We start from the raw sequence: 24747 nt of genomic DNA on the forward strand, positions 1-24747 counted from the left end.
TCAGAAATTGTCCTTGCGCGCGCGGATCTCCGCGAAGACCGCCTCGTCGGAAGCAGTGTCCATGCCGATCGCCTTGCGGATCGACGGGTCGGCCCAGCGCAGGAATGGGTTCGTCGCAAGCTCCTCGCCGATCGTGGTCGGCAAGGTCGGCTTGTCGGCATTGCGCAATGCCTCGATTTTCTTCGACCGTTCCCGCAGCTTCTCGTTGTCCGGATCGACGGTAAGCGCGAATCGCGCATTGGAGAGCGTGTATTCATGGCCGCAATAGACGATCGTCTCGGGCGGCAGGGCGGCGAGCTTCTTGAGCGAGGATTGCATCACCGCCGGGCCGCACTCGAACAATCTGCCGCAGCCCAGCGCGAAAAGCGTATCGGCGGTGAACGCCACGCCGGATTTCGGCAGGTGGTACGAAACGTGACCCGCCGTATGGCCCGGCGTCTCGATGACGCGAATCTCCTCGTTGCCGAGACGCACCACATCGCCCTCGACCACCGTTTCGTCGATCCCCGGAATCCGCTCGGCCTCGACCTTCGGTCCGACTATCCTCAGCCCGAATCGCTTCTTCAGCGCGAGATTCGCCTCGACATGATCGCCATGGTGATGCGTGGTGAGGATCATCGTCGGTCGCCAACCCGTCCGCTCTATCGCGTCCAGGATCGGCTTTTCCTCCGGTGCGTCGACGATCGCGGTCTCTCCGCTCGCGGGATCATGGACCAGCACGCCGAAATTGTCGCTACGGCAGATGAATTGTTCGATTTCGACCGGCATTGGCGCCTCCTTGTTTTCCTCGAACGATAAGGCGCGCGGGATGCAATGTCACCACGGCCTTTCTTGAAGTTGCGGCGCGGCGCGGATACGGTCGCGCCATGATTTCCGACATAGTCGACCTGCGATCATTCTATTCCTCGACGCTCGGCCGGCTGGCGGAGCGCTCCATCACCATGGCACTGTCGTCGGTCTGGGCGCCGATGCAGAACGAACGCCTTGTCGGCCTCGGCTACGCCCTTCCCTGGCTCGAACGGTTCGGCACCGATGCAGAACGCGTCTTCGCCTTCATGCCGGCCCGTCAGGGTGCCGTCTGCTGGCCCGGCAATGCTGAGTCCAACACCGCGCTCGTCTTCGAGGAGGAACTGCCCCTCTTCGATTCCTCCATCGACCGCATGCTGCTCGTCCACGCACTGGAACATTCGGAAAATCCGCGCGAGACGCTGATGGAGATCTGGCGCGTGCTGGCGCCCGGCGGGCGCGTCGTCATCGTGGTGCCCAACCGGCGCGGCGTGTGGGCGCGTTTCGAGCATACGCCCTTCGGAACCGGACGGCCCTTTTCGCGCGGCCAGCTCACCGAACTGCTGCGGGAAACCAATTTCACGCCCGGAGCATGGGCCGACGCGCTGCATTTCCCACCCTCGGAACGCCGCTGGTCGATGCGGCTCTACTCGCTGATGGAAAAGACCGGACGTCGCTTCTGGCCGATCTTCGCCGGCGTGGTCATCGTGGAGGCGCAGAAGCGGCTCTATCAGGGTCTGCCGGTCGCCGCCCGCGCCTCGCGCCGCGTCTTCGTGCCGGTGTTGACGCCGCAGGGCGCCACGCGAGCCATGAAGAACCTTCCGCGAAAGCAAGCCTGAGGCCACGACCATGCCCGTCCGCGCCATCGTCTCCTATCCCGACGCCTTGCTGCGCACGCCCTGTGCCGGGGTCACGCGGTTCGACCGGGAGTTGCGCGATCTCGCCACCGATCTGCTCGATACGATGCGCGCCGCGCCGGGCATCGGCATCACCGCCGCCCATATCGGCATCCTGAAACGGCTGGTGGTGATCGAGCTTTCCGCCGACGACGGCGTGCGGACCTACGTCAATCCGCGGATCGCCGAGGCTTCGCAGGAGAAGACCCGGCACACGGAGGGCAGCGTCTCCATGCCCGGTGCCACCGAGGAAGTCGAGCGGGCGGCGCGGGTACGCGTCCGCTACCAGGATCTGGACGGCCAGGAACATGTCGAGGAGGCCGACAGCCTGCTCGCGATCTGCCTGCAGCACGAGATCGACCAGCTCGACGGCATCTTCTGGCTCCAGCGCCTGTCACGATTGAAACGCGAGCGCGTCGTCAAGCGCTACGAGAAGTCGCGCCGCCTCGATACAAAATGATCAGACACCAGCCGACGTTATCGGACAGGCAAAATAGCGAACGGATTTCGTGCCGCCATGGATCGCCGCCTCTCCCACCTCGCGGAAGCCGAGCGCGGCATGAAACGCATCCGATGCCGGATTGGGCGGCTCCGAATTGACCTCGCAGGTCACCACCTCGTGCCCGGACCGCGCGGCCCCGGCGAAGAGATCGGCATAGAGACGGCGGGCGTGGCCCTTGCCGCGCGCCGACTTCGCCACAACAACGCGGTCGACATAGACGAAGCGCGGATAGCGTTCCCGAAACCACAGATAGTTCGGGCTGTCGTAGTCGGCCGTCTGGTCGAAGGTCATCAGGAAGGCTTCGAGCCGGCCAATTCTCCGCGCGTGGAAAGCCTGCCCGAGCAGGAAGGACAGCCTTTCGGCATCGAGCCATGACAGCTCCCGCGCATGCTCGTTGTTGAGTGCGAGGATCGCGGGCTCGTCCTCCCTCGCGATTCTGCATATCTCGGGAAATTCGTTCATCGTCATCGTCCGTGGCCAGTCACAACCGGCTACATATACGAGACGAACGATTTGATCGACCGTCGACCGATTGGGCCAGGCGCGGCGCTCAGCCGGCGGGAAGCCTGCTGCGGGCGACTATGAACACGAACAGCAGCATGGCCGCGATGGTCACCAGCGAGCCCGCTTGCGCGAGCGCCTCCGTCCGCCCTTGCATGGCGAGCGCTATGCCCGGCACGATCAGCCATAGCCCCAGCGTGGCGAGCGCAAAATGGACCTTCGCCAGCCGGCTTTCCGCCGCCCTCGGCACGAGCTGGTAGAACATGCCGAAGATCGCCATCGAGACCCAGCCGATCAGGTTCAGGTGGCCATGCACCGGCGCAAGCTGATGATCATGCGACGCGGCCATGTAGATGCCGAACGCCATGCCGACCGCAACGTAGAGCGCGGCCGAGAAAAAGAACCAGAATGCGACACCACGCATGAATCCCTCCCGATATTCCCGCGCCGGCGCGAGATCTTCGCCGACGCGGCCGTGTCGCATAGCTCTACGCCGTTTTTTCCCGGCCGTAACAGGGGATTTCCTGGAAACCCCGCACATCAACAAGCGGTAGGCGCGCAGAACGAATGATACGGATGCGGTATGTTCTTTACTGAAACTACCGCTTCAGCAGGAACACCGCCTGCTGACCGAACATGTTCCAGAACCACCAGGGCATGGAGAAGCCGATCTTCTGGCCGTTGCCGTCGAGCGCCGCCGCGCTTTCCACCTTGGCGCCCACCTCGTCGCACAGGTTGACGAAGTCGCGGATGGTGCAGAAATGGATGTTGGGCGTATCGTACCAGGAATAGGGCAGGTCCTTGGTCACCGGCATGCGGCCCTTGAAGAGCAGCGACAGTCGCACCCGCCAATGGCCGAAATTCGGGAACGAGACGATCGCGCGGTCGCCGATGCGCAGGAGTTCGTCCAGCACGGTCTTCGGGTTGCGTGTCGCCTGCAGCGTCTGTGACAGGATCACATAGTCGAAGCCCTTGTCGGGATAGAAGCCCAGGTCACGGTCGGCGTCGCCCTGGATCACCGAAAGTCCGCGCGCCACGCATTCGTTGACGCCGCGCTGCGAAAGTTCGAGCCCGCGCCCGTCGACCTGCTTGTCGGTCTGCAGAAGCTCCAGCAGTTCGCCGTCGCCGGAGCCGACGTCGAGCACGCGCGAGCGCGGCTCTATCATGTCCGCGACGACGGCGAGGTCGACGCGCGGTGCGGTGTTGACGCTCATCCGATTTCGAGCCCCCGTGCCTTGGCTGCCGATCGCAGGAAACCGTTGACAGCGGCGAAGAATTCCGGCTCGTCGAGCAGGAATGCGTCATGACCGCGGTCGGTCTCGATCTCCACGAAGGACACGGACGCGCCGGCCGCGTTGAGCGCATGCACGACCGACCGGCTTTCTTCCGTGGGAAACAGCCAGTCCGAGGTGAAGGAGACGAGGCAGAAGCGCGTCTGCGTGTTCCTGAACGCGTCCGCCAGCCTTCCGCCATGGTCGGCGGCGAGGTCGAAATAATCCATCGCCCGGGTCATGTAGAGATACGAGTTCGCGTCGAAGCGGTCGACGAAGCTCATCCCCTGATGGCGCAGATAGCTCTCGATCTGGAAATCGGCGTCGAAACCGAAGGTCAGGCTTTCCCGGTCCTGCAGGTTGCGGCCGAACTTCCGATGCAGCGCGGCTTCGGAAAGATAGGTGATGTGGGCGGCCATGCGGGCGACCGCCAGCCCCTTTTCCGGCCGGCTTCCGGCCTCGATATACTTGCCCCCGCACCAGTCGGGATCGGCCATCACCGCCTGGCGGCCGACTTCGTGGAAGGCGATGTTCTGCGAGGAATGGCGCGCGCCGGTGGCGATCGGCAAGGCCGAGAACACCCGCTCGGGATAGCTCGACGCCCATTCCAGCACCTGCATGCCCCCCATGGAGCCGCCCACGACCGAGAAGAGCCGGTCTATGCCGAGCTTGTCGACCAGCATCACCTGCGCGCGCACCATGTCGCGGATGGTGATGACCGGCAGGTCGAGCCCGTAGGGCTTGCCGGTGGAGGGATTGGTAGACGCCGGCCCGGTCGATCCGAGGCAGCCGCCGATCACGTTGGAGCAGATGACGAAGAAGCGGTTCGTGTCGATGATCTTGCCGGGGCCGATCAGCACCTCCCACCAGCCCGGCTTGCCGGTGACCGGATTGGCGTTGGCGACGTGCTGGTCGCCGGTCAGCGCATGGCAGACCAGGATGGCGTTCGAGCGCGCCTCGTTGAGCGTGCCGTAGGTCTGGTAGGCGATCTGGAACGGCGCAAGATCGACACCGGCGTCGAGATGCAACGGCTCATCCGGGCCGAAGCGCATGACCAGGCTCGTCGGCGCGTTCGCCTCGTCGTATGCCTTGCGCGCAATTCTCGCCGCCATGACGCACTCCGATCTCGTGCCGGCTTCGGAAAAACAAAAACCGGCATTGCTGTCGCAAGCCGGTTACATTTTCCTGCAAACGGCCCTTTAGCGAATTGTTTTACGTGGCTGCAAGCCGACCGGCCAAATCACCACGGACTGTGAAACGGCTTTTACGACGCGCGCCGGCCGACGTCAACGGCACCGGAACCAATCGACACTCGACATCTTCGCGTGCGGCCTGTATTTCCCCAGCGGCCGCTGAAAATGGCCTTCAAAGGTATCGAGACATGACACAGCCGACCGAGCAGATCCGCCCAGAACCCCGCGCAGGCATCATGGACATTGCCGCCTATGTGCCGGGCAAGAGCGCGGCGCCGGCGGGTGTCGCCAAGGTGCATAAGCTCTCCTCCAACGAGAACCCGCTGGGCGCCTCGCCCAACGCCGTCGAGGCGGTGAAGGCCGTCGCCGAGAAGATGGAGTTCTATCCGGACGGCTCCGCCTCGCGCCTGCGCAACGCCATTGCTCAGGCGCACGGCCTGAACCCGGCGAACATTGTCTGCTGCAACGGCTCGGACGAGGTCCTGGGCCTGCTCGCGCAGTGTTACCTCAGCCCCGGCGACGAGGGTCTGTTCACCGAGCACGGCTTCCTCGTCTACCGCAACTACATCCAGGCCGCGGGCGCGACCTGCGTGGTCGCAACGGAGACAGAGGAACGCGCCGACGTCGACGCGATCCTCGCGGCGGTCACGCCGAGGACAAGGATCGTCTTCCTCGCCAATCCAAACAATCCGACCGGCACCTACATCCCGTTCGACGAGGTGCGCCGCCTGCACGCGGCGTTGCCGAAGAACGTGCTTCTGGTGCTCGACGCGGCCTATGCGGAATATGTCCGCCGCAACGACTACGAGGCCGGCGTGGAGCTCGTCGCGGCGTCGCAGAACGTCGTGATGACGCGCACTTTCTCCAAGATCCACGGGCTCGGCGGTCTCCGCATCGGTTGGATCTACGCGCCCGCCCATGTGATCGAGGTGCTGGAGCGCGTGCGCGGCCCGTTCAACGTCAACGCCGCCGCGATCGAGGCGGGCGTCGCCGCCATGGCCGACCGCGCCCATGTCGAGCGCACCGTCGCGCACAACGAAAAATGGCTCACCTGGCTTACCGGGGAGCTCACCGGGCTTGGGCTGCGCGTGACGCCGAGCGTCGGCAATTTCATTCTCATCCACTTCCCGGACGATGGCAGCCACGGAGCGGCGGAGGCCGACGACTATCTCACCGCGCGCGGGTATATATTGCGCCGCGTCGCCGCCTACGGCTTCCCGAACGCCCTGCGCATGACGGTCGGCACGGAAGAAGCCAATCGCGGCGTGGTCGCCTCGTTGGCCGAATTTCTGAGAAGCTGATGCCGATGGCTTCCCCCATGTTCGATAGAATAGCCCTTATAGGCATAGGCCTCATCGGCTCCTCCCTCGCGCGGGTCATCCGCCGCGAGGGTCTTGCCGGCGAGATCGTGATCTCCACGCGCAGCGCCGACACGCTGAAGCGTGCCGAGGAGCTCGGTCTCGGCGACCGCTATGAGCGCGATCCCGCCAAGGCGGTCAAAGGCGCCGACCTGGTCATCGTCTCGGTTCCCGTCGGCTCTTCCGGTGACGTGGCGGCGGCGATCGCCCCGTCGCTGAAGCGAGGCGCGATCCTGACGGATGTCGGCTCGACCAAGGGATCAGTCATTGCGCAGATCGAGCCGCATGTTCCGGCGGGCGTGCATTTCATCCCCGGCCACCCGCTGGCCGGCACGGAGAAATCGGGACCGGATGCCGGCTTCGCCGATCTCTTCGAGAACCGCTGGTGCATACTCACGCCCCTCGAAGGCACGGATCCGGAAGCGATCGAGCGGCTTTCCGCCTTCTGGCGTGGCTGCGGCTCCAACATCGACACGATGGACCCGGCACATCACGACATGGTGCTGGCCATCGTCTCGCACCTACCGCACATCATCGCCTACAACATCGTCGGCACCGCCGACGATCTGGAAACGGTGACGAAATCCGAGGTCATCAAATATTCCGCATCGGGTTTCCGCGACTTCACCCGCCTCGCCGCGTCCGACCCGACGATGTGGCGCGACGTGTGCCTGCACAACAAGGACGCGATCCTCGAGATGCTGGCGCGCTTTTCGGAGGATCTGGCCTCCCTGCAGCGCGCGATCCGCTGGGGCGACGGCGACAAGCTCTTCGATCTGTTCACCCGCACCCGCGCGATCCGGCGCTCGATCATCGAAGCGGGCCAGGAAATCGACGCGCCCGACTTCGGCCGCCAGGCAATCGTCCATCCCGAGAAGGCCTGAACCGGAATACGGTCACGACGCTCCGGCGCGTGACGAAGCGCTACAGCGGCGGGATCGACCCTATCGTCAGGAAACCGAGCTGGATTTCTCCTCGCTCGACGCGCACGGGCAGCGTCGGGTTTTCGCCCATCGCGGCGATGCTGGAAAAGCTGAGCTGAATTTCGTCGCGCAGGTCGGGGAACGCATCGGCCAGGATCGCGGCGAGCAGTTCCGGTTTCCTGATCGTGACCTGAAGCTGCGCGTCGATCAGCCCGAAATCGTCGACCGAGACCGGGCCGCTGATCGTTGCCCCAGTCTCCTCGCCGAACGACGCCGTCAGGTTGCGAATCTCGCCCGACTTGCCACGCAATCCGTTGCCGTCCTTCAAGGCCGCCAGGCCCTGGCGCAGATTGACGTCGACGAGCCCGCTCAAGGCCGGCATCTCGCCCGCGCCGACCACGTCGCCGTCGAGTTTGAGATCGGTGAAGCGGAACGCCAGATCGACGTCCTCGCCCACCGGTCGCATGTGGAACTGGCCGTTCCCGATCGTCCCGAGCGCGGGCGATGAGGAATCCGCCTCACTCAGTCGGAAATTGATATTTTGAGCCTCCACCGAGATGAGCCGAGGCTTTGATGAGGCGAGCCGCGAGCTCGCCCGCAACGAGCCCCAATCGAGATCGAGCGCATTGAGTCCCGGCACCTCCAGCGTGGCCGGCCCGTCCATCTCCCATACGATGCGGTTGGGATCGTAGACCTGCGCGGCGGAACGGAACTGCCGCGCCCTCAGGCCGAAGCCGGCGCGCGCGTCGACATACATCACGCTCTTGCAGAAGACGCCGATGCGGAAAGGGTAGCCGCGCACCTCGGCATTCTCGCAGCTCGCGCGCTTCCCGTTGCCGTTGATGCCGGCAACGGAGGCATTGACCCGAGCCTCCAGCCGATCCGCCGCGTAGAACCATGCGGCCGTATAGGCGAGCCCCGCCGCCACGATGCAGCCGGCGAACCACATGAAGCGCCGGGAATAGTTCGGTTTCTTCTCGCCGCTTGACGTCATGCCGTCGATCTCGCTAACCCTCATGCGCCGGATCGTGCCGGCTCCTTTCGATGTGGCTTGGCGATATGGGCGATTTTTGGGTGTTTGGCTACGGCTCGCTGATGTGGCGGCCAGGTTTTGCCCACACCGAGATGCACAAGGCGAGATTGCACGGCTACCGGCGGTCGCTCTGCGTCCATTCCTTCGTGCATCGCGGCACGCCCGGACGGCCGGGCCTGGTGCTCGGGCTCGATCGTGGCGGCTCCTGCATCGGCCTCGCCTTCCGCGTTCCCGGCGATCTCAACGACGAGGTCATGGCCTATCTGCGCGAGCGCGAGCTCGTCACCAACGTCTATCTGGAACGCCGTCTCCCCGTTCGCCTCGAGACCGGCGAAATCGTCGACGCGGTGAGTTATGTCGTCGACCGCTCGCACGAGCAGTATGCCGGCAGGATGGACGTCGAGGATGCGGCCCTGCGGGTATCCGGCGCCGTCGGCCAGTCCGGGGCCAACGAGGATTACGTGGTCAACACGGTCGAGCATCTCAGGGCGCTCGGCATCCGCGACCATTGGCTCGAAGGCGTCGCGAGGCGCGTCACGCCTTCAGTCTAGCTGCGCCCCGCAGCGCCTCGAGGCGCGCGGCGGCAGTGGGCGGAAACGGCGGCGGGTTGGCCGCGTCCGCGGCCTCCAGCAGCAATTCGTCGCAACCGGCCTCCGTTTCGGCGATAAGGCGCTCCAGAAATGCTTCCTTCTCCAGCCCCGGTTCGATCGGCGGCAGGAAGCGCGCGTGGATGACACCCGGATAGCGGAGGAATCTGCGCCGCGGCCAGAACAGCCCCGCGACATGCGCCACCGGCACGACCGGCACGCCGAGCTGCGCATAGATTTCGACGATGCCGTATTTGTATGCCGGCTCGGCTCCGGGCGCCCGGCGCGTGCCTTCCGGATAGATGATCAGCTGGCGTCCTTCGGCCATGCGCTCCCTGGCGATCCGCAGGGCGTCCTTCAGGGCCTTGGACCGGCTGCCGCGGTGAATCGGGATCATCTTCATCTTGCTGATGTACCAGCCGAAGAAGGGAATCCAGGTCAGCTCGCGCTTCAGGATGTAGACGGGATCGCGAAGATAGGGAAAGAAGGCGATCGTGTCCCAGAAGGACTGATGCTTCGGCGCCAGGATGAAAGGCCCTTCGGGCAGGTTTTCGATCCCCTCGATACGCGCCTCGGTTCCCGCGATCACCTTCTGCAGCCACAGGCTGGAGCGCGACCAGAACTTCGGCACCATCCAGGCGCGATGGCGCGGCGCGAGAAAGTAATACGGCGTCCAGAAGATCATCTGAACGATGAGATTGGCGTAGAAGGCGACGTTGAACGCGAACGAGCGCAGTTGAAGCATGGAAACGGCCTGCAGATGGGTCGAGCGCCCGTTGGTTACACCAAGCGGGCGAAAACGCAAACGCCGTGATTGCGGAAGCCGAAATCGGCCCTAGTCCATCACCATCGCACTGGCGGATGCTTCGATGGAGGGCGTTTCGGGCAGCGACGGCCGGGGCAGCAGGCCCCGCGCCACCGCCGCGAGATACTTCGTATATTCGGTCAGGAGCACGCGCAACGCTTTCGGCCTCGACAGCCATTCCGTGCCGGTGAGGCTCGTGTTGACGACCGGATAGGGCTGAAGCTCGGCACCAGCCAGCAGCCGCTGCATTTCGAGCAGGCTGCGCGGCATGTGATAGTTGTTGGTGACGAGGATGACGCTTCCATAGGAATGGGAACTGACCCATTTGGCGCTCTCCTCGGCATTGCCGATCGTGTCGAGCGCAACGTGGTCGATGTCGACGCAGCAGGAGAACAGCCGCGCGTCGCCTCCCGTGGCGAGCTGCAGGTCGGCGACCCGCGCGATCGGATTGACGCCGCTGATGAGGAGGCGCCTGCCCTTGCCGGACTTGAGGAGATCGACCGCGGCATCGAGCCGCGAGTGGCCCCCGGTCAGCACGATGATCGCGTCGGCAGGCTTCGGATCCGTCGGTGTGGAAAGGCCGGCGACGTGGAACGAGAAGGCGGCAAAGCCGCCGACGAAAGCGAAGGCAGCCAGGAACATGCCCATGACGGAATAGAGAAGCGCGCGCAGCGGGCGCGCAAACGCACGCGAACCTTGGCGCCGTCGGCGATGTGCAGGGCTGCTATCCACGCTCAATGCTCCCGACCATCCTCAAAAAGGGTTAACCGTCAAATGCGGTATTTGACAGTGATTTCCGCGTAACTGTTACACAATGCGTTACATGGCGTTGTCATTCGTGAATCCTCACGCGTCGTGCTGCCGCATGTCGATGTCGCTGAGATAAGACATCACCGTCAAATGCGACGTGGCGGCGGTCAGCATTCCGATGACGACCACCACCAGCGCAACGCCCAGATAACCCGCGCTGCCGATGGCGAAGTTTCCGAACAGGGCGGCGGCCTGGTCTGCTTCCGGCGTCGCGAGATTGCGCGACGACCACCAGGAAAAGCCGACGAAGACGATGATCGCGGCGAGCCCGCCGGCCGCCGCTCCCTTCATGCCGGTGAGCAGGAAATGCTGCCGGAACTCGCCGGCGATGAAGCGGGCTTCCGCGCCGACGAAATGCAGAACCTCGATGATGTGCCCGTTACCGGCCATCGCGCCGCGCGTGGCGAACACCACGGTCATCACCGTCGCCGACAGCATCAGGATCAGCACCGAAAAGCCGATCGTGACGGTGGTTCGCGCCATTGCCACCAGCCGGTCGACCCAGGTGCGGTGATCGTCGAGCGCGGCGCGCGGCACTTCGGCCGAAAGCGCCTGACGCAAGGCGGCGAAATCCGGCGGATTGGTCGGATCTATCGTGACGATGACGAGACGGGGCACCGGCAATTCGTCTATGTTGAGCCCGGCCCCGAGCCAGGGTTCGAGCAGGCGCGCCGTCGCCGCGCGGTCGACGATGGACGCCGAACGTACGCCGGCGAAACGACTCGCGATCGACTGTGCCGAGGCGAGCGCGGCTTCCATGTCGAGATCGTCGGCAGGCTTTATCTGGATCGTCGCCTCGCGCGCGATCTGGGTCTGCCACGTCGCCGCCGTGTCGCTGACCAGCGTCACCGCCCCCAGGGTGAGGCAGGACAGGAAGGTCATGATCGCGATCACCAGGATGAGCGCATGGCCGGCGATGTTCTGCGCCGGCACGATAGGCGCCAGCTTGCGATGCGCCTTCGAAACCTGCGAGATGCCCGGATGCAGCGGACGGGGCGCTTCCTCGGCGGCGGGAAGGTCAATCATAGATGTCCAGCCTCCCGCCCGACAGGATCATGCGGCGTGCGTCGACCTGATCCATCAGCCCGAGATCGTGCGTGGCGATGACCACGGCGGTGCCCAGCCGGTTGAGCTCGATGAAAAGCCGCAGCAGGCGGCGCGCCAGCGGCGGATCGACATTGCCCGTCGGCTCGTCGGCCAGCAGAATCTCCGGCTGCTCGATGAGCGCGCGCGCGATCGCCGCGCGCTGCTTCTCGCCGCCGGAAAGCACGGGCGGCAGCACATGCATGCGCTCGCCGAGCCCCACCCATTTCAGAAGTTCGATGACGTCGCCGCGGTAGCTCGCCTCGTCGCGTCCCCTCACCCGGAGCGGCAACGCCACGTTCTCATATGTCGTCATGTGGTCGAGCAGGCGGAAATCCTGGAAGACGATGCCGATCCGGCGGCGAATCAGCGGCAGCTCCGTCGGGCCGATTCGCGACCGGTCCTTGTCGAACACGCTGATCAGCCCGCGCGTCGGCTTGAGCGACAGGAACAGGAGCCGCAGCAGCGTCGTCTTGCCCGCCCCCGACGGGCCGGTCAGGAACTGGAAGGAGCGCTCCGGCAGATGGAAGGATATGTCGCGGAGAATCTCCGGCCCCATCCCGTATCTAAGCCCGACATTTTCGAAGCGAATCAAAGGAGCGGCCTTGCTATCGATTGACTTTCACGGTCCGGCACGCCGAAGCGCCCGACCCACGCGTAATGTTCGACCATGGTTTCGCATGGTTAACGTCCGGTTAAAATGCACATGTCGAACCTGCGACGACGCGAAGCATTAACCTTTTGAAGGGTACCCCGTACGCAACGCCGCGAAAGGACGGCAGCCGGCATGAGCGAGTATGAAAAGGCACGCCCGGTTTCCGGCGAAATCATGGCCGGAACCCACAAGGAGCGACCGTCGCGGGCGACGGCAGCCGAGTTCACGGACGCCGATTTCGAAATCCTCGGCGATACGGGGTTTCGCAACGCGCGACTTTTCTCCGGACGCATCGGAAAACACGGCGAGCCCGACGGCATGGAGACGCTGCGCGGTGGGGCAGGCGCCGCCGCTTCCGGATGGTTCAAAACCCGCGGCGGGCCCGCCTTCTGGCTCTTCGGCGCGGCACTCGTCGCCGCCACGTTCTGGATATCGGGCGGCCATGCGCTGTTGAGGCATGTGCCCATGCCCGCCGGAGAGACGGCGCAGCCCCTGCACATCGGCGAATTGAAAAGCCGTGTGGAAAACCTTGGCGGAAAGCCGGTTCTCCTTGTAGAAGGCGAGGCGCGGAATGTCGGCTCGGGCGCGATCCCGGTGCCGCCACTCGCCATTGCCGTCATCGGAAATGACGGGCAAAGCCGGCGTTACTTTCTGGGAACCAACGATGCGGTATTGGAACCGGGAGAGCGCTTTTCCTTTTCAAGCCGGCTGGAGCCGCCTGCGGATGGCGTGAAGTCGGTCGCGGTAACCTTCCGGGAAGGAGATCATTGATGCCTGTCGTGAGAGGCAAGGACATAGAGGTGCTGTTCAGCGCGTCGGCGATCGCCAGGCGCAATCTGGAGCTCGCCAAGGACATCGCGGAACGCGACTACCAGGACCTGCTGGTGATCTCGATCCTCAAGGGATCGTTCATCTTCGCCGCCGACCTGATTCGTGCCATGCACGACACCGGGCTGTCACCGGAAGTGGAGTTCATCTTCATCTCCAGCTACGGCGCGGGAACGACCAGCGGCGAGGTCAAGGTGCTGCGCGACATCGACAACGAGGTTGCCGGGCGCGACGTGCTTCTGATCGACGACATCCTGGAATCCGGCAAGACGCTGAAATTCACGCGCGAGCTGATGCTGTCGCGCGGCGCGAGGAACGTGTCGATCGCCGTGCTCCTCGACAAGTACACGCGGCGCCAGACCGACCTGAAGGCCGACTTCGTCGGCTTCGAATGCCCCGACTATTTCGTGGTCGGCTACGGCATGGACGTCGCGCACGCGTTTCGCGAACTGCCCTTCGTGGGCGTGGTCAAGGGAGATGCCTGACATGGCGAAAGTTCTCATCGTCGAAGACGACGAAGCCGTCCGCACCTTCACCGCGCGCGCCATTGCAAGCGCCGGTTTCGAGGTCTCCACGGCCGAGGATGGCGACGAGGGACTGTCGAGCATCCGCGAGAATGAGGGCCGGTTCGACCTCGTCCTTTCCGACATACGCATGCCGGCCATGGACGGGATCGAGATGGCCAAGCGCGCGGCGGGCGAATTTCCGGGCCTGAAGATCCTGCTGATGACCGGCTACGCCGAACAGCGCGAGCGCGCCGCCGATCTGGAAGACATCGTCATCGACGTCGTCCCCAAGCCGTTCTCGCTGGCGCAGATCCGCGAAAAAGTCGCCAAGGCCCTCATTTGAGGGCCTTTACTCGACCATCCGGAATTCCAGATAGAGGCTGCGCTGGAAGACGGACTGGTTGTCGTCGGACATGATCGACACCATCGTCGCTCCGTCCTCGCGCAGCCACACGTCCAGCGCTTCCATGTTGTCGATGCGATAAGCCATATTGGCCTCCATCAGCACCGGTCCGTCGAGCAGGCCGCCCGCCCTCACCGTTCCGCCCGGTATCCGCCGCAGGCGCATGGAAATGCTCTGCGCGATGGTGAACCGCCGCTCCAGGATCAGGAGGTCGCCATTGGGCAGGAAGGCGCCGTCGGTGACGTCGTAGCCGTCGCTGCGCGCGACCGTGAAGACGCCTCGTTCCGGCCCCTCGATGACCGCGCCGAAGATGTTGCCGAGCGGATCGAGACTGCGCTCGGCGATGACGATGCGCGCGCCGTGCTGCGGCCCGCCTTCCGGAGACTTGATGACGGTCTCCAGTCCCGCATTGCGGCGCAATTCCTCCTTCGGGATCACGAAGTCGAGATTGCGGATGGGGCCGGCCATGCCGTCCGGATCGATGCGGTATTCGACAACGCGATGCTCGCGCTCGAAGCTTACGGTGGCGATGCCGTCATGGACGGCAAGCCCCTCCGCGTCGACATACCATTTGTCGCCGATCACCTGGCCGGCCTCGTCGACCATCGGCGACATGCGGAACTCTTCCACCCCAGCCGGCCGCCCCTCGGCATCGCGCATCAGCCTGCCGAAGAACCAGAAGCCGGTGTCCGCCACGCCGACGAACGCGGTGCCCGGTTCCAGGAAGCGCATCGCGGAGAAGCCGCCGAAATCCTTTCCGCTGGAGGCGAGCTCCAATCCCCCGACGAATTCCAACGGGCCGAACCTGGTCTGGCTGGAACCCAGCCGGAAACGGCCGATCGGCTTGGCTCGCACCTCCATCCACTCGACGGGCGCGGTCGAGGCGAGCTGTGCATGGGCGCGGTGGGGGAAGACGGCGGAAAGGCCCGCAGCGACAGCGAGGAAGGCCGCGGCAGCCGCGGCTTGCCGTAGGATCATCCCGCGCGCCGGGCGAAGCGGCGGCTCTCCCTCTGCGTTTCCTCGCCAAAGAGCGCGGCGAGCTGCTCGGTCATCGCGCCGGCCAGTTCCTCGGCATCGACAATCGTGACGGCGCGGCGATAGTAGCGGGTCACGTCATGGCCGATGCCGATGGCGAGCAGTTCGACCGGCGAACGCGTCTCGATGAGGTCGATCACCGCGCGCAGATGGCGCTCGAGATAGTTGCCGGGATTGACCGACAGCGTCGAATCGTCGACCGGCGCGCCATCGGAGATCATCATCAGTATCTTGCGCTGCTCGGGTCGCGCGATCAGCCGCTGGTGCGCCCAAAGCAGCGCCTCGCCGTCGATATTCTCCTTCAGCAGCCCCTCGCGCATCATCAGGCCGAGATTCCGGCGCGCCCGCCGCCACGGCATGTCGGCGCTCTTGTAGATGATGTGGCGCAGGTCGTTGAGCCGGCCGGGGCTGGCGGGCTTGCCGTCCTTCAGCCACTTCTCGCGCGCCTGCCCGCCCTTCCAGGCACGGGTGGTGAAGCCGAGGATTTCAACGGACACGCCGCAGCGCTCGAGCGTACGCGCGAGAATGTCCGCGCAGGTGGCCGCGACCGTGATCGGGCGACCGCGCATCGAGCCCGAATTGTCGAGCACCAGCGAGACCACGGTGTCGCGGAATTTCGTGTCGCGTTCCTGCTTGAAGGAAAGCGGCTGCATCGGATCGATGACGACGCGCAGCAGCCGCGCCGTATCGAGCACGCCTTCCTCCAGGTCGAAATCCCAGGACCGGTTCTGCTGTGCCATCAGGCGCCGCTGCAGACGGTTGGCGAGGCGCCCGACGACGCCCTGCAGATTCGTCAACTGCTTGTCCAGGAAGGCCCGCAGACGCTCGAGCTCCTCCTCGTCGCAGAGCTCTTCCGCGCCCACCGTTTCGTCGAAGGCGGTGGTGAAGACCTTGTAGTCGATCTCCCTGGGAAGATTTGCGAAGGGATTGTCCTGGCGACGCGCTTCGCCCGGCGTCTCGGCGTCGACATCCTCCTCGTCGGAGGTCTCGTCGGCATCCGCGTCGGCAGCCTCCATCTCGCCGTCCTGAGCGTCCTCGCTCGAGGAATCGGCCTCCTCCGCCTGCGACTGGTCGGCGCCGGAATCCTCCTCGCCGCCTTCCTCGGTCTGTTCGTCGCCTTGCGGCTGGTTCTCGTCGTCCTGGCTTTCCTCGCTCTGCTCGTCCTCGCCGAGCTCCTCGGCCATCTCCATGGAGGCGAGCATTTCGCGCACGACACGGGCGAAGGCCTGTTGGTCCTCCAGCTTGTCGGCGAGGCCGTCGAGGTCGGCGCCGGCCTTTTCCTCGATCCACTCGCGCCAGAGATCGACGACGCGGGCGGCGCTCTTCGGTGCTGGGCGGCCGGTCAGTTTCTCGCGCACCATCAGCGCGATCGCTTCCTCCAGCGGCGCGTCGGCCTGCTCGGAGACGCTCGCGAGATTGGCGCGCGCATATTTGTCCTCGAGCATCGAGCCGATGTTCTCGGCCACGCCGAGCATGGCCCGGCTGCCGATCGCCTCGACGCGCGCCTGCTCGACCGCGTCGAAGATCGCTCGTGCCTGCTTGCCCTCGGGCGCAAGCCTCATATGGACGCGGCTGTCGTGGCAGGCCCGCTTCAGCGCCATGGAATCGCCGAGGCCGCGCGTGACCGCGACGTCTGTCGAGCTGGGTTTCTTGGGAAGATCGGGAAGGCGCGCCCGCCCGCCGGCAAGCGCCGGCCTGTCCTTGGCGAAGGCGACCTCCAGCTCGTGATCGCCGGCGATCGCGCGCATGCAGACGGTCACCGCGCGTTTGAAGACGTCGGTGTCGCCGCCCTTGTTGGGCCGATTGCGCGTATTGTCGCCGGGACCAGCCAAGGATGTTATCCCAGAACCACGTTGGCGGCGGACTCGGGCAATTCCTCGCCGAAGGCGCGCTGGTAGAACTCGGCCACCACCGGACGCTCGAGCTCGTCGCACTTGTTGAGGAAGGTCAGGCGGAAGGCGAAGCCGACATTGTCGAAGATTTCCGCGTTCTCCGCCCACATGATGACGGTGCGCGGGCTCATCACGGTCGACAGGTCGCCATTGATGAAGGCCGAGCGCGTCATGTCGGCGACGCGCACCATCTTGTTGACGGTGTCGCGGCCCTTCTCGGTGCGGAAATGCTTGGCCTTGGCCAGCACGATCGCGACTTCGTCGTCATGCGGCAGGTAGTTCAGCGTGGTGACGATCGACCAGCGGTCCATCTGCGCCTGGTTGATCTGCTGCGTGCCGTGATAGAGGCCGGTCGTGTCGCCCAGGCCGACCGTGTTGGCGGTCGCGAACAGCCGGAAGGCCGGATGCGGGCGGATCACGCGGCTCTGGTCGAGCAGCGTCAGTCGCCCCGCCGATTCCAGCACGCGCTGAATGACGAACATCACGTCCGGACGGCCGGCATCGTATTCGTCGAAGACCAGCGCCACATTGTGCTGGTAGGCCCAGGGCAGGATGCCGTCCTTGAACTCGGTGACCTGCATGCCCTCCTTGACCACGATCGCGTCCTTGCCGACGAGATCGATACGGCTGACATGGCTGTCGAGATTGATGCGCACGCAAGGCCAGTTGAGGCGGGCCGCGACCTGCTCGATATGGGTCGACTTGCCGGTGCCGTGGTAGCCGGAGACCATGACGCGACGATTGAACGCGAAGCCGGCGAGGATGGCCAGCGTGGTCTGGCGGTCGAAGAGATAGTCCGGATCGACGTCCGGCACGTGCTCGTTGGCGGCCGAATAGGCCGGAACGACCATCGATGATTCGAATCCGAAAGTGTCTTTGACCGACACTGTCGTGTCGGGCAGGTTGGCGATGTCGCGATCGACCTTGTTCATCATGCCTCCACGTGCGGAAGCGATGCTGCCGCTGGTGTTCAAGTTCTTGTCGGGGGCTGTCTTTAGCAGACCGGAGACCTAACACAAACCTGCTTGTTTGAGCACGCGATAGGCATGCAGCACATCGCGAAAACGATCTTCCGAACCCCTGTCGCCACCATTCGCGTCGGGATGATGACGTTTCACGAGCTCCTTATAGCGCGCCTTTATCTCAGCGCCAGTCGCCTTTGCATCAAGACCAAGCGTTTCCAACGCCCTGGCCTCAAGCGATTTCAGCTTGCGCTCGCGCGGGCGGGCGGGATCGCGGGCAGCGTCGCCGAACATGCCGTATGGATCGCGGATGCGATTGTAATAGCCTGCCCTGCCCGACCGTTTCTGGGCGAAGTCCGCGGAGGCGGCGGCCTGTCCGTTCACGCCGATCTTCCAGGTCGGCCTGTGGCCGGTCAGCGCTTCCTTCTGGAAGCGGGCGATCTCGGTATCGGCAAGGCCCGAGAAATAATTGAAGCCCTTGTTGTATTCGCGCACGTGCTCGAAGCAGAAGCGGAAATACTCGCCCTCGCGCATGCGCCCCACTGGCGCGCGGTGCGTACCCGCCTCGCCGCAGCCGTCCCACTGGCAGGCCGGCGCGCGCGACTTCACCTCCGCCTCCGGGTCGGGGCGGATTCTGATTTTCTCGAAATATTTCGAATAGGGTTTCATCCCGAACTCAGGTCGAAGCGAATGTTTGGATTATGGGCGCTTCGCGCCGCGATACAAGAATTGACTTTTGGCCGCCGATCGCCCCTAACGCGTGAATCGGATCAGCAGCGAAGCATCAGCTTCATATGGTGAAAGGAGCCGTCCTTGTCCATGCAAACGACAATCGAAGAGAAGCTGCAACAGGCATTTTCCCCCGAACGTCTGATCGTCATCAACGAAAGCCATCTCCACGCCGGTCATCATCACACTGCCTCCGGCCATCATGAAATATTCGACGGCACGGGTGAAACCCATTTTCGTGTCCGCATCGTGACCGCCGCCTTTGCCGGGATGAGCCGGGTCGAGCGTCACCGGGCGATCAACGATCTGCTCACCGGCGAGCTCGAAGGCAGCGTCCACGCGCTGGCGATCGAGCCGGCCGCTCCGGGTGAGGCGACGCGCTGGTAGGGCGATCGAATTCAGGTTCTGGCAATATACCAGGAAGGTGAGGCGCGTTCCCTCGCCATCCTCGCATCGCTGCGTCAGCTTTCCGCCGTTTCAGGCACCTTGATGATCACCGCTTCGTCTGGATCGACGAGGTGTCCTTCCTCGGTGCGGATTTCCAGCCGGGAGACGCGCTGGCCGCTTCGACGGTCGACCAGGACCGAGCGCTTTTCGTCAGGAGCGAAGAGATAGCGCTCGCCCCAATGCCGCAACGCCACCATGACAGGAAAAAGTGCACGGCCTTTTTCGGTGAGATGGTATTCCTGATGCGCGCCGCCCGGCGCGGGCGCCGTTTCCAGTATCCCCTTTTCGATCAGCGTTCGCAGCCTGGCTGAGAGGATGTTCTTGGCAATGCCGAGGCTCTTCTGAAACTCGCCGAAGCGGGTAAGCCCGTCAAAAGCGTCGCGTACGATCAACAACGACCACCAGTCGCCGATCGCGTCGAGCGAACGGGCGCTGGGGCAATAGTCCCCCTTGAGGCTCTTGCGTTTCACCATGAGCTGGACCAATCACAAATCGAAAGTTCAGGTTGCATCATAAAACCATCATCTGTATGGATCAAATGGTTTCATTATAAAACCATACCGCAGGACAGAACGATGCAACCCGATGAAAACACGGCGCCGGCCGCCGCCGCGACGGACACCGCGCGCGCCCGGGCGGCGCTGGAACAGCAACCGGCCGCCAGCCTGACCGGGAGCGAGCCCACCCTTTCCCGTGGCCTCGTTCTGCTCTTCGCCGTCGCCAGCGGATTGGCGGTCGCCAATGCCTATTTTGCTCATCCGCTGCTGGACGTCATGGCTGAAGATTTCGATCTTCCGCATGCCTCGACCGGCCTTATCGTTGCCCTGACCCAACTGGGCTACGGCCTTGGCCTCGTTCTCCTCGTGCCGCTCGGCGATCTGACCGACCGCCGCAGACTCGTGATCTGGCAGACGCTGCTGTCCGTGGCCGCTCTGATCTGCGTGGGCCTGTCTGTCAGCGGGTCGATGCTGCTTGCGGCGATGGCGGCGATGGGGTTCCTTGCGGTAACGACTCAAGCTTTTGTCGCCTATGCCGCCAACATCGCGCCGCCAGCCGAGCGGGGCCATATCGTGGGCATCGTGACGAGCGGCATCGTGCTCGGCATCCTGCTTGCCAGGGTAGTAGCCGGGACCCTGACGGATATTGCCGGCTGGCGCACGGTGTATCTCCTTTCGGCGACGCTGACGCTGGTCATCGCATTCCTGCTCCATAGGAAATTGCCCCGCAATATCCCTGAGACGTCTCGGGACCGGCATTCCTATCCAAAGCTGATCGTCTCCCTTCTCAGCCTCTTCCTGCAGGAGCCAGTGCTGCGTATCCGCGCCGTGATGGCGATGTTCATCTTTGCCCAGATCACCACGCTGCTCACGCCGCTCGTGCTGCCGCTCGGCGCGCCGCCCTACTCGCTCTCCCATACCGAGATCGGTCTCTTCGGGTTGGCCGGCGCGGCCGGCGCGCTCGCCGCTTCGCGTGCCGGCCGCTGGGCCGACCAAGGCCACGCGCAACGAACCACCGGCATCGCGCTGTCGCTCATGCTTCTGTCGTGGCTGCCGATCGCGCTTCTGCCTCACTCGATCCTCTGGCTGATCGCCGGCGTATTGATCATCGATTTCGGCCTTCAGGCGGTCCACGTGACCAACCAGGCGATGATCTATCGCGTGCGCCCGGAGGCCCAGAGCCGGCTGACGGCCGCCTACATGGTGTTCTATTCCATTGGAAGCGCGGCCGGGTCTTCCCTTTCGACCATCGCCTATGCGCATGCCGGATGGACGGGGGTGTGCCTCCAGGGCGCGACCATCGGTACGCTTGCTCTTGCGTTCTGGCTGGCGACACTGCGTTCCACGCCCATGGCCGCCACGCGAGCCATCTGATGCGCCGGTCTTTTGGATTGTGCAGCCTCAACGGCCAAGGCGTTTCGTTGAAAACCTGAACTGCCCTAGCCGTCGACGGCCGGCCTGATCCTGATCCGGGTGATCCGGTTCTTGTCGCGCTTCATGACGATGAAGCGCTTGCCGTGGAAGGTGAAGGCCTGCTTCTCGTCGGGAATGGTCTGGGTCTCGTGGATGACGAGGCCGGCGATGGTGGTCGCCTCTTCGTCCGGCAGGACCCAGTCGAGGGCGCGGTTGAGGTCGCGGATCGGCACCGAGCCGTCGACCACGACCGAGCCGTCCGCCTCCTGCTTGACGCCCTGCACGTCGAGATCGTGCTCGTCGGCGATCTCGCCGACGATTTCCTCGATGATGTCCTCAAGCGTCACAAGGCCTTCGACCTCGCCATACTCGTCGACCACGATGGCGAAATGCGACTTGCGGCGCAGGAAGGCATTGAGCTGGTCCTGCAGCGTGGTCGTGTCGGGCACGAACCAGGGTTTCGCGGCGATCTTCATTATGTCGATGCGCGAGAAGTCGTTCTCCACCTCGTTGAGGGCGCGCAGGAGATCCTTGGCGTGGATCACGCCGACGATGTTGTCGGACGATCCGCGCCACAAGGGCATGCGCGTGTGCGGGCTCTGCAGGATTTCGCGGACCACGGTCTCCGGACGATCGTCGGCGTTGATCGAACGCATGTTGGTGCGATGCACCATGATGTCGGAGAGTTCCAGCTCGTGCAGGTCGAGAAGACCGCCCATGCGGTCGCGATCCTGCTTCACCACCGCGCCTTCCTTGTGGAGCACGGCGACCGTGCCCCGCAACTCCTCGTGCGCCGACAGGATCGACGCGTCGCGGGAGAGGTTCACCCCGAAGAGCGACAGGAGCATGCGGACGATCCAGTTCACGATCGCCGAAAGCCCTCCGAAGACGAACATCGTCAGCCGCGCGAAGCGCGAGGCGAAAAGCGCGAACTGCTCGGGCTTCGCCAGCGCCCATGATTTCGGCAGGATTTCCGAAAAGATGACGAGCGTGATCGTCATGGCGACAGTGGCGTAGAGCACGCCCGCGTTTCCGAAGATCGACAGGAGAACGCTCGTCGCGAGCGCGGAGGCGAGGATGTTGACGAGATTGTTGCCGATGAGCAGCGCGCCGACAAGCCGGTCCTTGCGCTGCAGAAGGCGCTGGACGAGACTCGCTCGCTCGTCCCCGCTCGCTGCGAGCGAATGCAGGCGCGCCTTGGAGGCGGCGGTCATCCCGGTCTCGGTTCCCGAGAAGAAAAAGGAGAGCACGACCAGGATCAGGATCCCGCCGATCGCGATCCAGTTTCCCGTCGTCATGAGGAAAGGCTCTCCTTCAGGAAGGAAAGCACCTCCGAGGACGGCACGTCGCGCGCGACGAAGGCCTTGCCGATCCCGTGCGTCAGCACGAAGTTGAGCGAGCCGCGCGACACCTTCTTGTCCTGCGCCATGTAGGCGAGCAGGCGCTCGGCGTCGGGAAGCTGGCCGCGAATATCGAGCGGGGAGATCGGAAGGCCCACTTCCGCGAGATGAGATTCGACGCGCCGCGCATCGTCGGCACTCGAGAGATTGAGCCGCGTGGAGAAGCGGAACGCCATCGCCATGCCGATGGCGACGCCCTCGCCGTGCACCAGCCTTTTGCTGTCATACCCGGTCGCGGCCTCCAGCGCGTGGCCGAATGTATGACCGAGATTGAGCAGGGTGCGGTCACCCGTCTCGAACTCGTCGCGAACCACGAAATCGGCCTTGGCCCGACAGGACTCGGCGATCGCGTGCGCACGCGCCGCGCCGCCGGCGAACACCTCGCGCCAGTTCGCCTCCAGCCACTCGAAGAATTCCGGCCGGTCGATCAACCCGTATTTGACGATCTCCGCATAGCCGGCGCGGAACTCGCGCTCCGGCAGGCTGTTGAGCACGCCGGTGTCGGCAAGCACGAGCGCCGGCTGCTGGAACACGCCGACGAGATTCTTGCCGTGCGGCGTGTTGATGCCCGTCTTGCCGCCAACGGAGGAATCGACCTGCGCGAGCAGAGAGGTCGGCATCTGCACGAATTTCATGCCGCGCCGCACGATGCCGGAGACGAATCCGGCAAGATCCCCTACCACGCCGCCGCCCAGCGCGATCACCACGTCGCCTCTTTCCAGCCGCGCGCTCAGCACGCCATGGACGACATCCTGCAACGCCGCGAAGCTCTTGCTCTGCTCGCCCGGCGCCACCTGCACCGATGTCGCCTCGATGCCCGATTTCGCCAGGGCACCGACGAGATCGTCCAGATAGACGGAAGCCAGGTGGTCGTCGGTCACGATCATGGCGCGCGCGCCGGGAATGCGCCTGGCGATCTCCTCGCCCGCCCGCTCGATCAATCCGGGCCCGATGAGTATGTCGTACCCTCTCGCGCCGAGATCGACCCTCACCGCGAGAACTTCGGAATTCGTCATCAGCCGTCTACTCCTTCGCCGATCCCCCGGCCGCCGCCCAGATGACCGGACAGCGCATCGATGACTTCCTCGGCGATCGTTTCACGCTTGACGTCGCGCGTCACCACCGTCAGGTCGGCCAATGCATACACCGGGTAGCGCTCATTCATGAGCTTTTCCATCACCGCCCGCGGATCGGTATTTTTCAGCAGCGGACGGTTCTGTCGCTTGGACACGCGATCCATGAGAAGGTCGAGATCGGCCTTCAGCCAGACGGAAATTCCGTTCTCGGCTATGCAGCGGCGCGTATATTCGTTCATGAAAGCGCCGCCGCCGGTGGAGACCACTTTCGGCCCGTCCTTCAGCAGGCGCTCGATGACGCGCTGCTCGAGGGCGCGAAACTCCCCTTCGCCATAGCGCTCGAACAGTTCCGGGACCGTCATCCGCGACACGTCCTCGATCTCGTGATCGCTGTCCAGAAACGGCAGTTCCAGGGTCTGGGCGACCTTGCGGCCGATCACCGTCTTGCCGGCGCCCATCAGCCCGACGAAGACGATCGTGCGGCCCGCGAGCCGGTCGCGCAGCATCGACGCGGTGTCGTCCGCCGATATGTTCAGGGCTGGGTCCATCTCTGCCTCTTTTGCGAGGTATCGACATCAAAAGCAGGATTGCGTCAAGCAGACACACCGCTCCCACGCCTTGAAATGAACACCCGTGCACCCCATAAGGGTGGCGGACGGTAGGAATTCCTTGGGGATAAGCGTTTCGGAATGCCCACACTTTTCCGGTTCTTGACGATCCTGGCTGTTCTCGCCGGCGTCGTCTACGGTTCCATGTACGCTCTGGTCTGGTATGTCGAGCCCAACAAGGGCGAGATGACGGTGCGCATCCCTGCCGAAAGGCTCAATCCGCCCCGCTGACCGCTCACGCGAGCAGATAGGCCGCGCCGACTGCCATCAGAATCGCGATCCCCGCTGAAATCGCGACTCCGCCGGCACGGGACTGGCGCGCACGACGCCTGCCTGGCTTGGTGTTGGTCGGAAAGTCCCCCATGGCAAGACGGGCAGCGTTCTGAACCCGGTTCATCTCGGCAATCATGGCTTTCCTCCCTGCATGCGGGCAGAAGACGATTCATCGGGATCATTCCCGCCAACACAAAAAATTTCTCTCATTTAATGGAACGTGTTTCAAGCTCATCCGTTAACCGGCCTGTGGCGGACCATTCGAAGACCCCTCC

At 64.3% G+C, this 24747-nt stretch carries 30 protein-coding genes and 1 riboswitch; of the genes, 11 read left to right on the forward strand and 19 right to left on the reverse strand.

Annotation, left to right across the window (positions count from 1 at the left end; all coding sequences use genetic code 11):
• Complete coding sequence (gene gloB, locus XW59_RS19265) at positions 1–768, reverse strand: hydroxyacylglutathione hydrolase (RefSeq protein WP_047147307.1); 768 nt, start codon at positions 766–768, stop codon at positions 1–3.
• Positions 769–866: 98 nt separating this feature from the next.
• Between gloB and XW59_RS19270 the strand changes: the two genes are divergently transcribed.
• Positions 867–1625 carry a class I SAM-dependent methyltransferase gene (locus XW59_RS19270; protein WP_047147308.1) on the forward strand — a complete coding sequence of 253 codons (759 nt, stop codon included), beginning with the start codon at positions 867–869 and terminating at the stop codon, positions 1623–1625.
• 10 nt (positions 1626–1635) lie between these two features.
• Positions 1636–2142: a peptide deformylase gene (locus tag XW59_RS19275; protein ID WP_047147309.1), complete on the forward strand. Its 507-nt coding sequence runs from the start codon at positions 1636–1638 to the stop codon at positions 2140–2142.
• Here XW59_RS19275 and XW59_RS19280 read toward each other — a convergent pair whose 3' ends face one another.
• The 4 genes from XW59_RS19280 to XW59_RS19295 form a co-directional block, all read right to left on the reverse strand.
• Positions 2143–2652: a GNAT family N-acetyltransferase gene (locus XW59_RS19280; protein ID WP_047147310.1), complete on the reverse strand. Its 510-nt coding sequence runs from the start codon at positions 2650–2652 to the stop codon at positions 2143–2145.
• An 82-nt stretch (positions 2653–2734) separates the two neighbouring features.
• Entirely contained in the window at positions 2735–3109 is a 375-nt protein-coding gene (locus XW59_RS19285) for a hypothetical protein (protein WP_047147510.1), read from the reverse strand.
• 175 nt (positions 3110–3284) lie between these two features.
• Positions 3285–3899, reverse strand: coding sequence for a methionine biosynthesis protein MetW (gene metW / locus XW59_RS19290; RefSeq protein WP_047147311.1), 615 nt, complete (start codon positions 3897–3899; stop codon positions 3285–3287).
• Positions 3896–5068, reverse strand: a complete 1173-nt coding sequence (locus XW59_RS19295; protein WP_047147312.1) for a homoserine O-acetyltransferase — start codon at positions 5066–5068, stop codon at positions 3896–3898. The genes metW and XW59_RS19295 overlap by 4 nt, the downstream gene beginning before the upstream one ends.
• A gap of 67 nt (positions 5069–5135) precedes the next feature.
• A riboswitch (SAM riboswitch) is annotated at positions 5136–5213 on the reverse strand.
• Positions 5214–5337: 124 nt separating this feature from the next.
• Between XW59_RS19295 and hisC the strand changes: the two genes are divergently transcribed.
• Both hisC and XW59_RS19305 read left to right on the forward strand, forming a co-directional pair.
• Entirely contained in the window at positions 5338–6450 is a 1113-nt protein-coding gene (hisC, locus tag XW59_RS19300) for a histidinol-phosphate transaminase (protein ID WP_047147313.1), read from the forward strand.
• 5 nt (positions 6451–6455) lie between these two features.
• Complete coding sequence (locus tag XW59_RS19305) at positions 6456–7391, forward strand: prephenate/arogenate dehydrogenase family protein (RefSeq protein ID WP_170990192.1); 936 nt, start codon at positions 6456–6458, stop codon at positions 7389–7391.
• A gap of 40 nt (positions 7392–7431) precedes the next feature.
• On the opposite strand, the gene XW59_RS19310 is transcribed toward XW59_RS19305, so the two are convergent.
• A complete protein-coding gene (locus XW59_RS19310; RefSeq protein ID WP_052958302.1) occupies positions 7432–8448 on the reverse strand; it encodes a DUF2125 domain-containing protein in 1017 nt (338 codons plus the stop codon).
• 41 nt (positions 8449–8489) lie between these two features.
• Here XW59_RS19310 and XW59_RS19315 point away from each other — a divergent pair, with 41 nt between their 5' ends.
• The gene (locus XW59_RS19315) at positions 8490–9014 is read left to right on the forward strand and encodes a gamma-glutamylcyclotransferase (protein WP_137327061.1); all 525 of its coding nucleotides are present in this window, start codon (positions 8490–8492) and stop codon (positions 9012–9014) included.
• Here XW59_RS19315 and XW59_RS19320 read toward each other — a convergent pair.
• The 4 genes from XW59_RS19320 to ftsE all read right to left on the reverse strand — a co-directional run bounded on the left by XW59_RS19320 (position 8998) and on the right by ftsE (position 12343).
• The gene (locus XW59_RS19320; RefSeq protein WP_047147513.1) at positions 8998–9795 is read right to left on the reverse strand and encodes a 1-acyl-sn-glycerol-3-phosphate acyltransferase; all 798 of its coding nucleotides are present in this window, start codon (positions 9793–9795) and stop codon (positions 8998–9000) included. The two genes, XW59_RS19315 and XW59_RS19320, sit on opposite strands and share 17 nt — an antisense overlap.
• Positions 9796–9885: 90 nt before the next feature.
• Positions 9886–10503: a YdcF family protein gene (locus tag XW59_RS19325; protein WP_052958303.1), complete on the reverse strand. Its 618-nt coding sequence runs from the start codon at positions 10501–10503 to the stop codon at positions 9886–9888.
• Positions 10504–10701: 198 nt separating this feature from the next.
• Positions 10702–11691 (reverse strand): ABC transporter permease, encoded by a 990-nt coding sequence (locus tag XW59_RS19330; RefSeq protein WP_047147315.1) that lies wholly within the window; start codon positions 11689–11691, stop codon positions 10702–10704.
• The gene (ftsE, locus tag XW59_RS19335) at positions 11684–12343 is read right to left on the reverse strand and encodes a cell division ATP-binding protein FtsE (protein ID WP_047147316.1); all 660 of its coding nucleotides are present in this window, start codon (positions 12341–12343) and stop codon (positions 11684–11686) included. The genes XW59_RS19330 and ftsE overlap by 8 nt, the downstream gene beginning before the upstream one ends.
• A gap of 192 nt (positions 12344–12535) precedes the next feature.
• Here ftsE and XW59_RS19340 point away from each other — a divergent pair, with 192 nt between their 5' ends.
• From XW59_RS19340 to XW59_RS19350, 3 genes are read left to right on the forward strand one after another with little or no spacing between them, the layout of a single operon-like run.
• Positions 12536–13174: a hypothetical protein gene (locus XW59_RS19340; protein WP_047147317.1), complete on the forward strand. Its 639-nt coding sequence runs from the start codon at positions 12536–12538 to the stop codon at positions 13172–13174.
• Positions 13174–13716 (forward strand): hypoxanthine phosphoribosyltransferase, encoded by a 543-nt coding sequence (gene hpt, locus XW59_RS19345; protein ID WP_047147318.1) that lies wholly within the window; start codon positions 13174–13176, stop codon positions 13714–13716. The genes XW59_RS19340 and hpt overlap by 1 nt, the downstream gene beginning before the upstream one ends.
• A gap of 1 nt (position 13717) precedes the next feature.
• On the forward strand, positions 13718–14080 hold the full coding sequence (locus tag XW59_RS19350) for a response regulator (RefSeq protein WP_047147319.1): 363 nt from the start codon (positions 13718–13720) through the stop codon (positions 14078–14080).
• 6 nt (positions 14081–14086) lie between these two features.
• Here XW59_RS19350 and XW59_RS19355 read toward each other — a convergent pair whose 3' ends face one another.
• The 4 genes from XW59_RS19355 to XW59_RS19370 all read right to left on the reverse strand — a co-directional run bounded on the left by XW59_RS19355 (position 14087) and on the right by XW59_RS19370 (position 18698).
• Complete coding sequence (locus tag XW59_RS19355; protein WP_047147320.1) at positions 14087–15118, reverse strand: esterase-like activity of phytase family protein; 1032 nt, start codon at positions 15116–15118, stop codon at positions 14087–14089.
• Positions 15115–17007 carry a cobaltochelatase subunit CobT gene (cobT, locus tag XW59_RS19360; RefSeq protein ID WP_047147321.1) on the reverse strand — a complete coding sequence of 631 codons (1893 nt, stop codon included), beginning with the start codon at positions 17005–17007 and terminating at the stop codon, positions 15115–15117. The genes XW59_RS19355 and cobT overlap by 4 nt, the downstream gene beginning before the upstream one ends.
• A 5-nt stretch (positions 17008–17012) precedes the next feature.
• A complete protein-coding gene (gene cobS / locus XW59_RS19365; protein ID WP_047147515.1) occupies positions 17013–17999 on the reverse strand; it encodes a cobaltochelatase subunit CobS in 987 nt (328 codons plus the stop codon).
• Positions 18000–18077: 78 nt separating this feature from the next.
• Entirely contained in the window at positions 18078–18698 is a 621-nt protein-coding gene (locus tag XW59_RS19370) for a J domain-containing protein (RefSeq protein WP_047147322.1), read from the reverse strand.
• Positions 18699–18842: 144 nt separating this feature from the next.
• Between XW59_RS19370 and XW59_RS19375 the strand changes: the two genes are divergently transcribed.
• Complete coding sequence (locus tag XW59_RS19375) at positions 18843–19145, forward strand: BolA family transcriptional regulator (protein WP_047147323.1); 303 nt, start codon at positions 18843–18845, stop codon at positions 19143–19145.
• Positions 19146–19219: 74 nt separating this feature from the next.
• On the opposite strand, the gene XW59_RS19380 is transcribed toward XW59_RS19375, so the two are convergent.
• Positions 19220–19678 carry a helix-turn-helix domain-containing protein gene (locus XW59_RS19380; RefSeq protein ID WP_047147324.1) on the reverse strand — a complete coding sequence of 153 codons (459 nt, stop codon included), beginning with the start codon at positions 19676–19678 and terminating at the stop codon, positions 19220–19222.
• A gap of 102 nt (positions 19679–19780) precedes the next feature.
• Between XW59_RS19380 and XW59_RS19385 the strand changes: the two genes are divergently transcribed.
• On the forward strand, positions 19781–21076 hold the full coding sequence (locus XW59_RS19385; protein ID WP_082137710.1) for an MFS transporter: 1296 nt from the start codon (positions 19781–19783) through the stop codon (positions 21074–21076).
• Between the two features lie 65 nt (positions 21077–21141).
• Here the strand turns inward: XW59_RS19385 and XW59_RS19390 are convergent, their stop codons facing one another.
• From XW59_RS19390 to XW59_RS19400, 3 genes are read right to left on the reverse strand one after another with little or no spacing between them, the layout of a single operon-like run.
• Entirely contained in the window at positions 21142–22413 is a 1272-nt protein-coding gene (locus XW59_RS19390; protein WP_047147325.1) for an HlyC/CorC family transporter, read from the reverse strand.
• Entirely contained in the window at positions 22410–23531 is a 1122-nt protein-coding gene (gene aroB, locus XW59_RS19395) for a 3-dehydroquinate synthase (protein WP_047147326.1), read from the reverse strand. Before aroB ends, XW59_RS19390 begins: the two co-directional genes overlap by 4 nt.
• Complete coding sequence (locus tag XW59_RS19400; protein ID WP_047147327.1) at positions 23531–24139, reverse strand: shikimate kinase; 609 nt, start codon at positions 24137–24139, stop codon at positions 23531–23533. The genes aroB and XW59_RS19400 overlap by 1 nt, the downstream gene beginning before the upstream one ends.
• A gap of 141 nt (positions 24140–24280) precedes the next feature.
• On the opposite strand from XW59_RS19400, the gene XW59_RS19405 reads away from it, so the two are divergent.
• Positions 24281–24430, forward strand: a complete 150-nt coding sequence (locus tag XW59_RS19405; protein ID WP_047147328.1) for a hypothetical protein — start codon at positions 24281–24283, stop codon at positions 24428–24430.
• 4 nt (positions 24431–24434) lie between these two features.
• Here XW59_RS19405 and XW59_RS29395 read toward each other — a convergent pair whose 3' ends face one another.
• Positions 24435–24608: a hypothetical protein gene (locus XW59_RS29395; protein WP_170990188.1), complete on the reverse strand. Its 174-nt coding sequence runs from the start codon at positions 24606–24608 to the stop codon at positions 24435–24437.
• Between the last annotated feature and the right edge of the window lie 139 nt (positions 24609–24747).

Origin of the sequence: Aquamicrobium sp. LC103 (assembly GCF_001014615.2) — a bacterium.
In the GTDB taxonomy this organism is placed as follows: Bacteria; Pseudomonadota; Alphaproteobacteria; order Rhizobiales; family Rhizobiaceae; genus LBCQ02.

Bases quoted from the DNA above. Each gene is read 5' to 3' on its own strand.
- XW59_RS19340 (WP_047147317.1), top strand. From the start codon at position 12,536: ATGAGCGAGTATGAAAAGGCACGCCCGGTTTCCGGCGAAATCATGGCC.
- XW59_RS19325 (WP_052958303.1), bottom strand. From the start codon at position 10,503: ATGGGCATGTTCCTGGCTGCCTTCGCTTTCGTCGGCGGCTTTGCCGCC.
- XW59_RS19380 (WP_047147324.1), bottom strand. From the start codon at position 19,678: ATGGTGAAACGCAAGAGCCTCAAGGGGGACTATTGCCCCAGCGCCCGT.
- XW59_RS19390 (WP_047147325.1), bottom strand. From the start codon at position 22,413: ATGACGACGGGAAACTGGATCGCGATCGGCGGGATCCTGATCCTGGTC.
- XW59_RS19330 (WP_047147315.1), bottom strand. From the start codon at position 11,691: ATGATTGACCTTCCCGCCGCCGAGGAAGCGCCCCGTCCGCTGCATCCG.
- XW59_RS19310 (WP_052958302.1), bottom strand. From the start codon at position 8,448: ATGAGGGTTAGCGAGATCGACGGCATGACGTCAAGCGGCGAGAAGAAA.
- XW59_RS19370 (WP_047147322.1), bottom strand. From the start codon at position 18,698: ATGAAACCCTATTCGAAATATTTCGAGAAAATCAGAATCCGCCCCGAC.
- XW59_RS19280 (WP_047147310.1), bottom strand. From the start codon at position 2,652: ATGACGATGAACGAATTTCCCGAGATATGCAGAATCGCGAGGGAGGAC.
- hisC (WP_047147313.1), top strand. From the start codon at position 5,338: ATGACACAGCCGACCGAGCAGATCCGCCCAGAACCCCGCGCAGGCATC.
- aroB (WP_047147326.1), bottom strand. From the start codon at position 23,531: ATGACGAATTCCGAAGTTCTCGCGGTGAGGGTCGATCTCGGCGCGAGA.
- XW59_RS19350 (WP_047147319.1), top strand. From the start codon at position 13,718: ATGGCGAAAGTTCTCATCGTCGAAGACGACGAAGCCGTCCGCACCTTC.
- XW59_RS29395 (WP_170990188.1), bottom strand. From the start codon at position 24,608: ATGATTGCCGAGATGAACCGGGTTCAGAACGCTGCCCGTCTTGCCATG.
- XW59_RS19315 (WP_137327061.1), top strand. From the start codon at position 8,490: ATGGGCGATTTTTGGGTGTTTGGCTACGGCTCGCTGATGTGGCGGCCA.
- XW59_RS19295 (WP_047147312.1), bottom strand. From the start codon at position 5,068: ATGGCGGCGAGAATTGCGCGCAAGGCATACGACGAGGCGAACGCGCCG.
- gloB (WP_047147307.1), bottom strand. From the start codon at position 768: ATGCCGGTCGAAATCGAACAATTCATCTGCCGTAGCGACAATTTCGGC.
- XW59_RS19270 (WP_047147308.1), top strand. From the start codon at position 867: ATGATTTCCGACATAGTCGACCTGCGATCATTCTATTCCTCGACGCTC.
- XW59_RS19400 (WP_047147327.1), bottom strand. From the start codon at position 24,139: ATGGACCCAGCCCTGAACATATCGGCGGACGACACCGCGTCGATGCTG.
- XW59_RS19385 (WP_082137710.1), top strand. From the start codon at position 19,781: ATGCAACCCGATGAAAACACGGCGCCGGCCGCCGCCGCGACGGACACC.
- XW59_RS19355 (WP_047147320.1), bottom strand. From the start codon at position 15,118: ATGATCCTACGGCAAGCCGCGGCTGCCGCGGCCTTCCTCGCTGTCGCT.
- XW59_RS19285 (WP_047147510.1), bottom strand. From the start codon at position 3,109: ATGCGTGGTGTCGCATTCTGGTTCTTTTTCTCGGCCGCGCTCTACGTT.
- XW59_RS19275 (WP_047147309.1), top strand. From the start codon at position 1,636: ATGCCCGTCCGCGCCATCGTCTCCTATCCCGACGCCTTGCTGCGCACG.
- XW59_RS19305 (WP_170990192.1), top strand. From the start codon at position 6,456: ATGGCTTCCCCCATGTTCGATAGAATAGCCCTTATAGGCATAGGCCTC.
- cobS (WP_047147515.1), bottom strand. From the start codon at position 17,999: ATGAACAAGGTCGATCGCGACATCGCCAACCTGCCCGACACGACAGTG.
- XW59_RS19320 (WP_047147513.1), bottom strand. From the start codon at position 9,795: ATGCTTCAACTGCGCTCGTTCGCGTTCAACGTCGCCTTCTACGCCAAT.
- XW59_RS19405 (WP_047147328.1), top strand. From the start codon at position 24,281: ATGCCCACACTTTTCCGGTTCTTGACGATCCTGGCTGTTCTCGCCGGC.
- metW (WP_047147311.1), bottom strand. From the start codon at position 3,899: ATGAGCGTCAACACCGCACCGCGCGTCGACCTCGCCGTCGTCGCGGAC.
- hpt (WP_047147318.1), top strand. From the start codon at position 13,174: ATGCCTGTCGTGAGAGGCAAGGACATAGAGGTGCTGTTCAGCGCGTCG.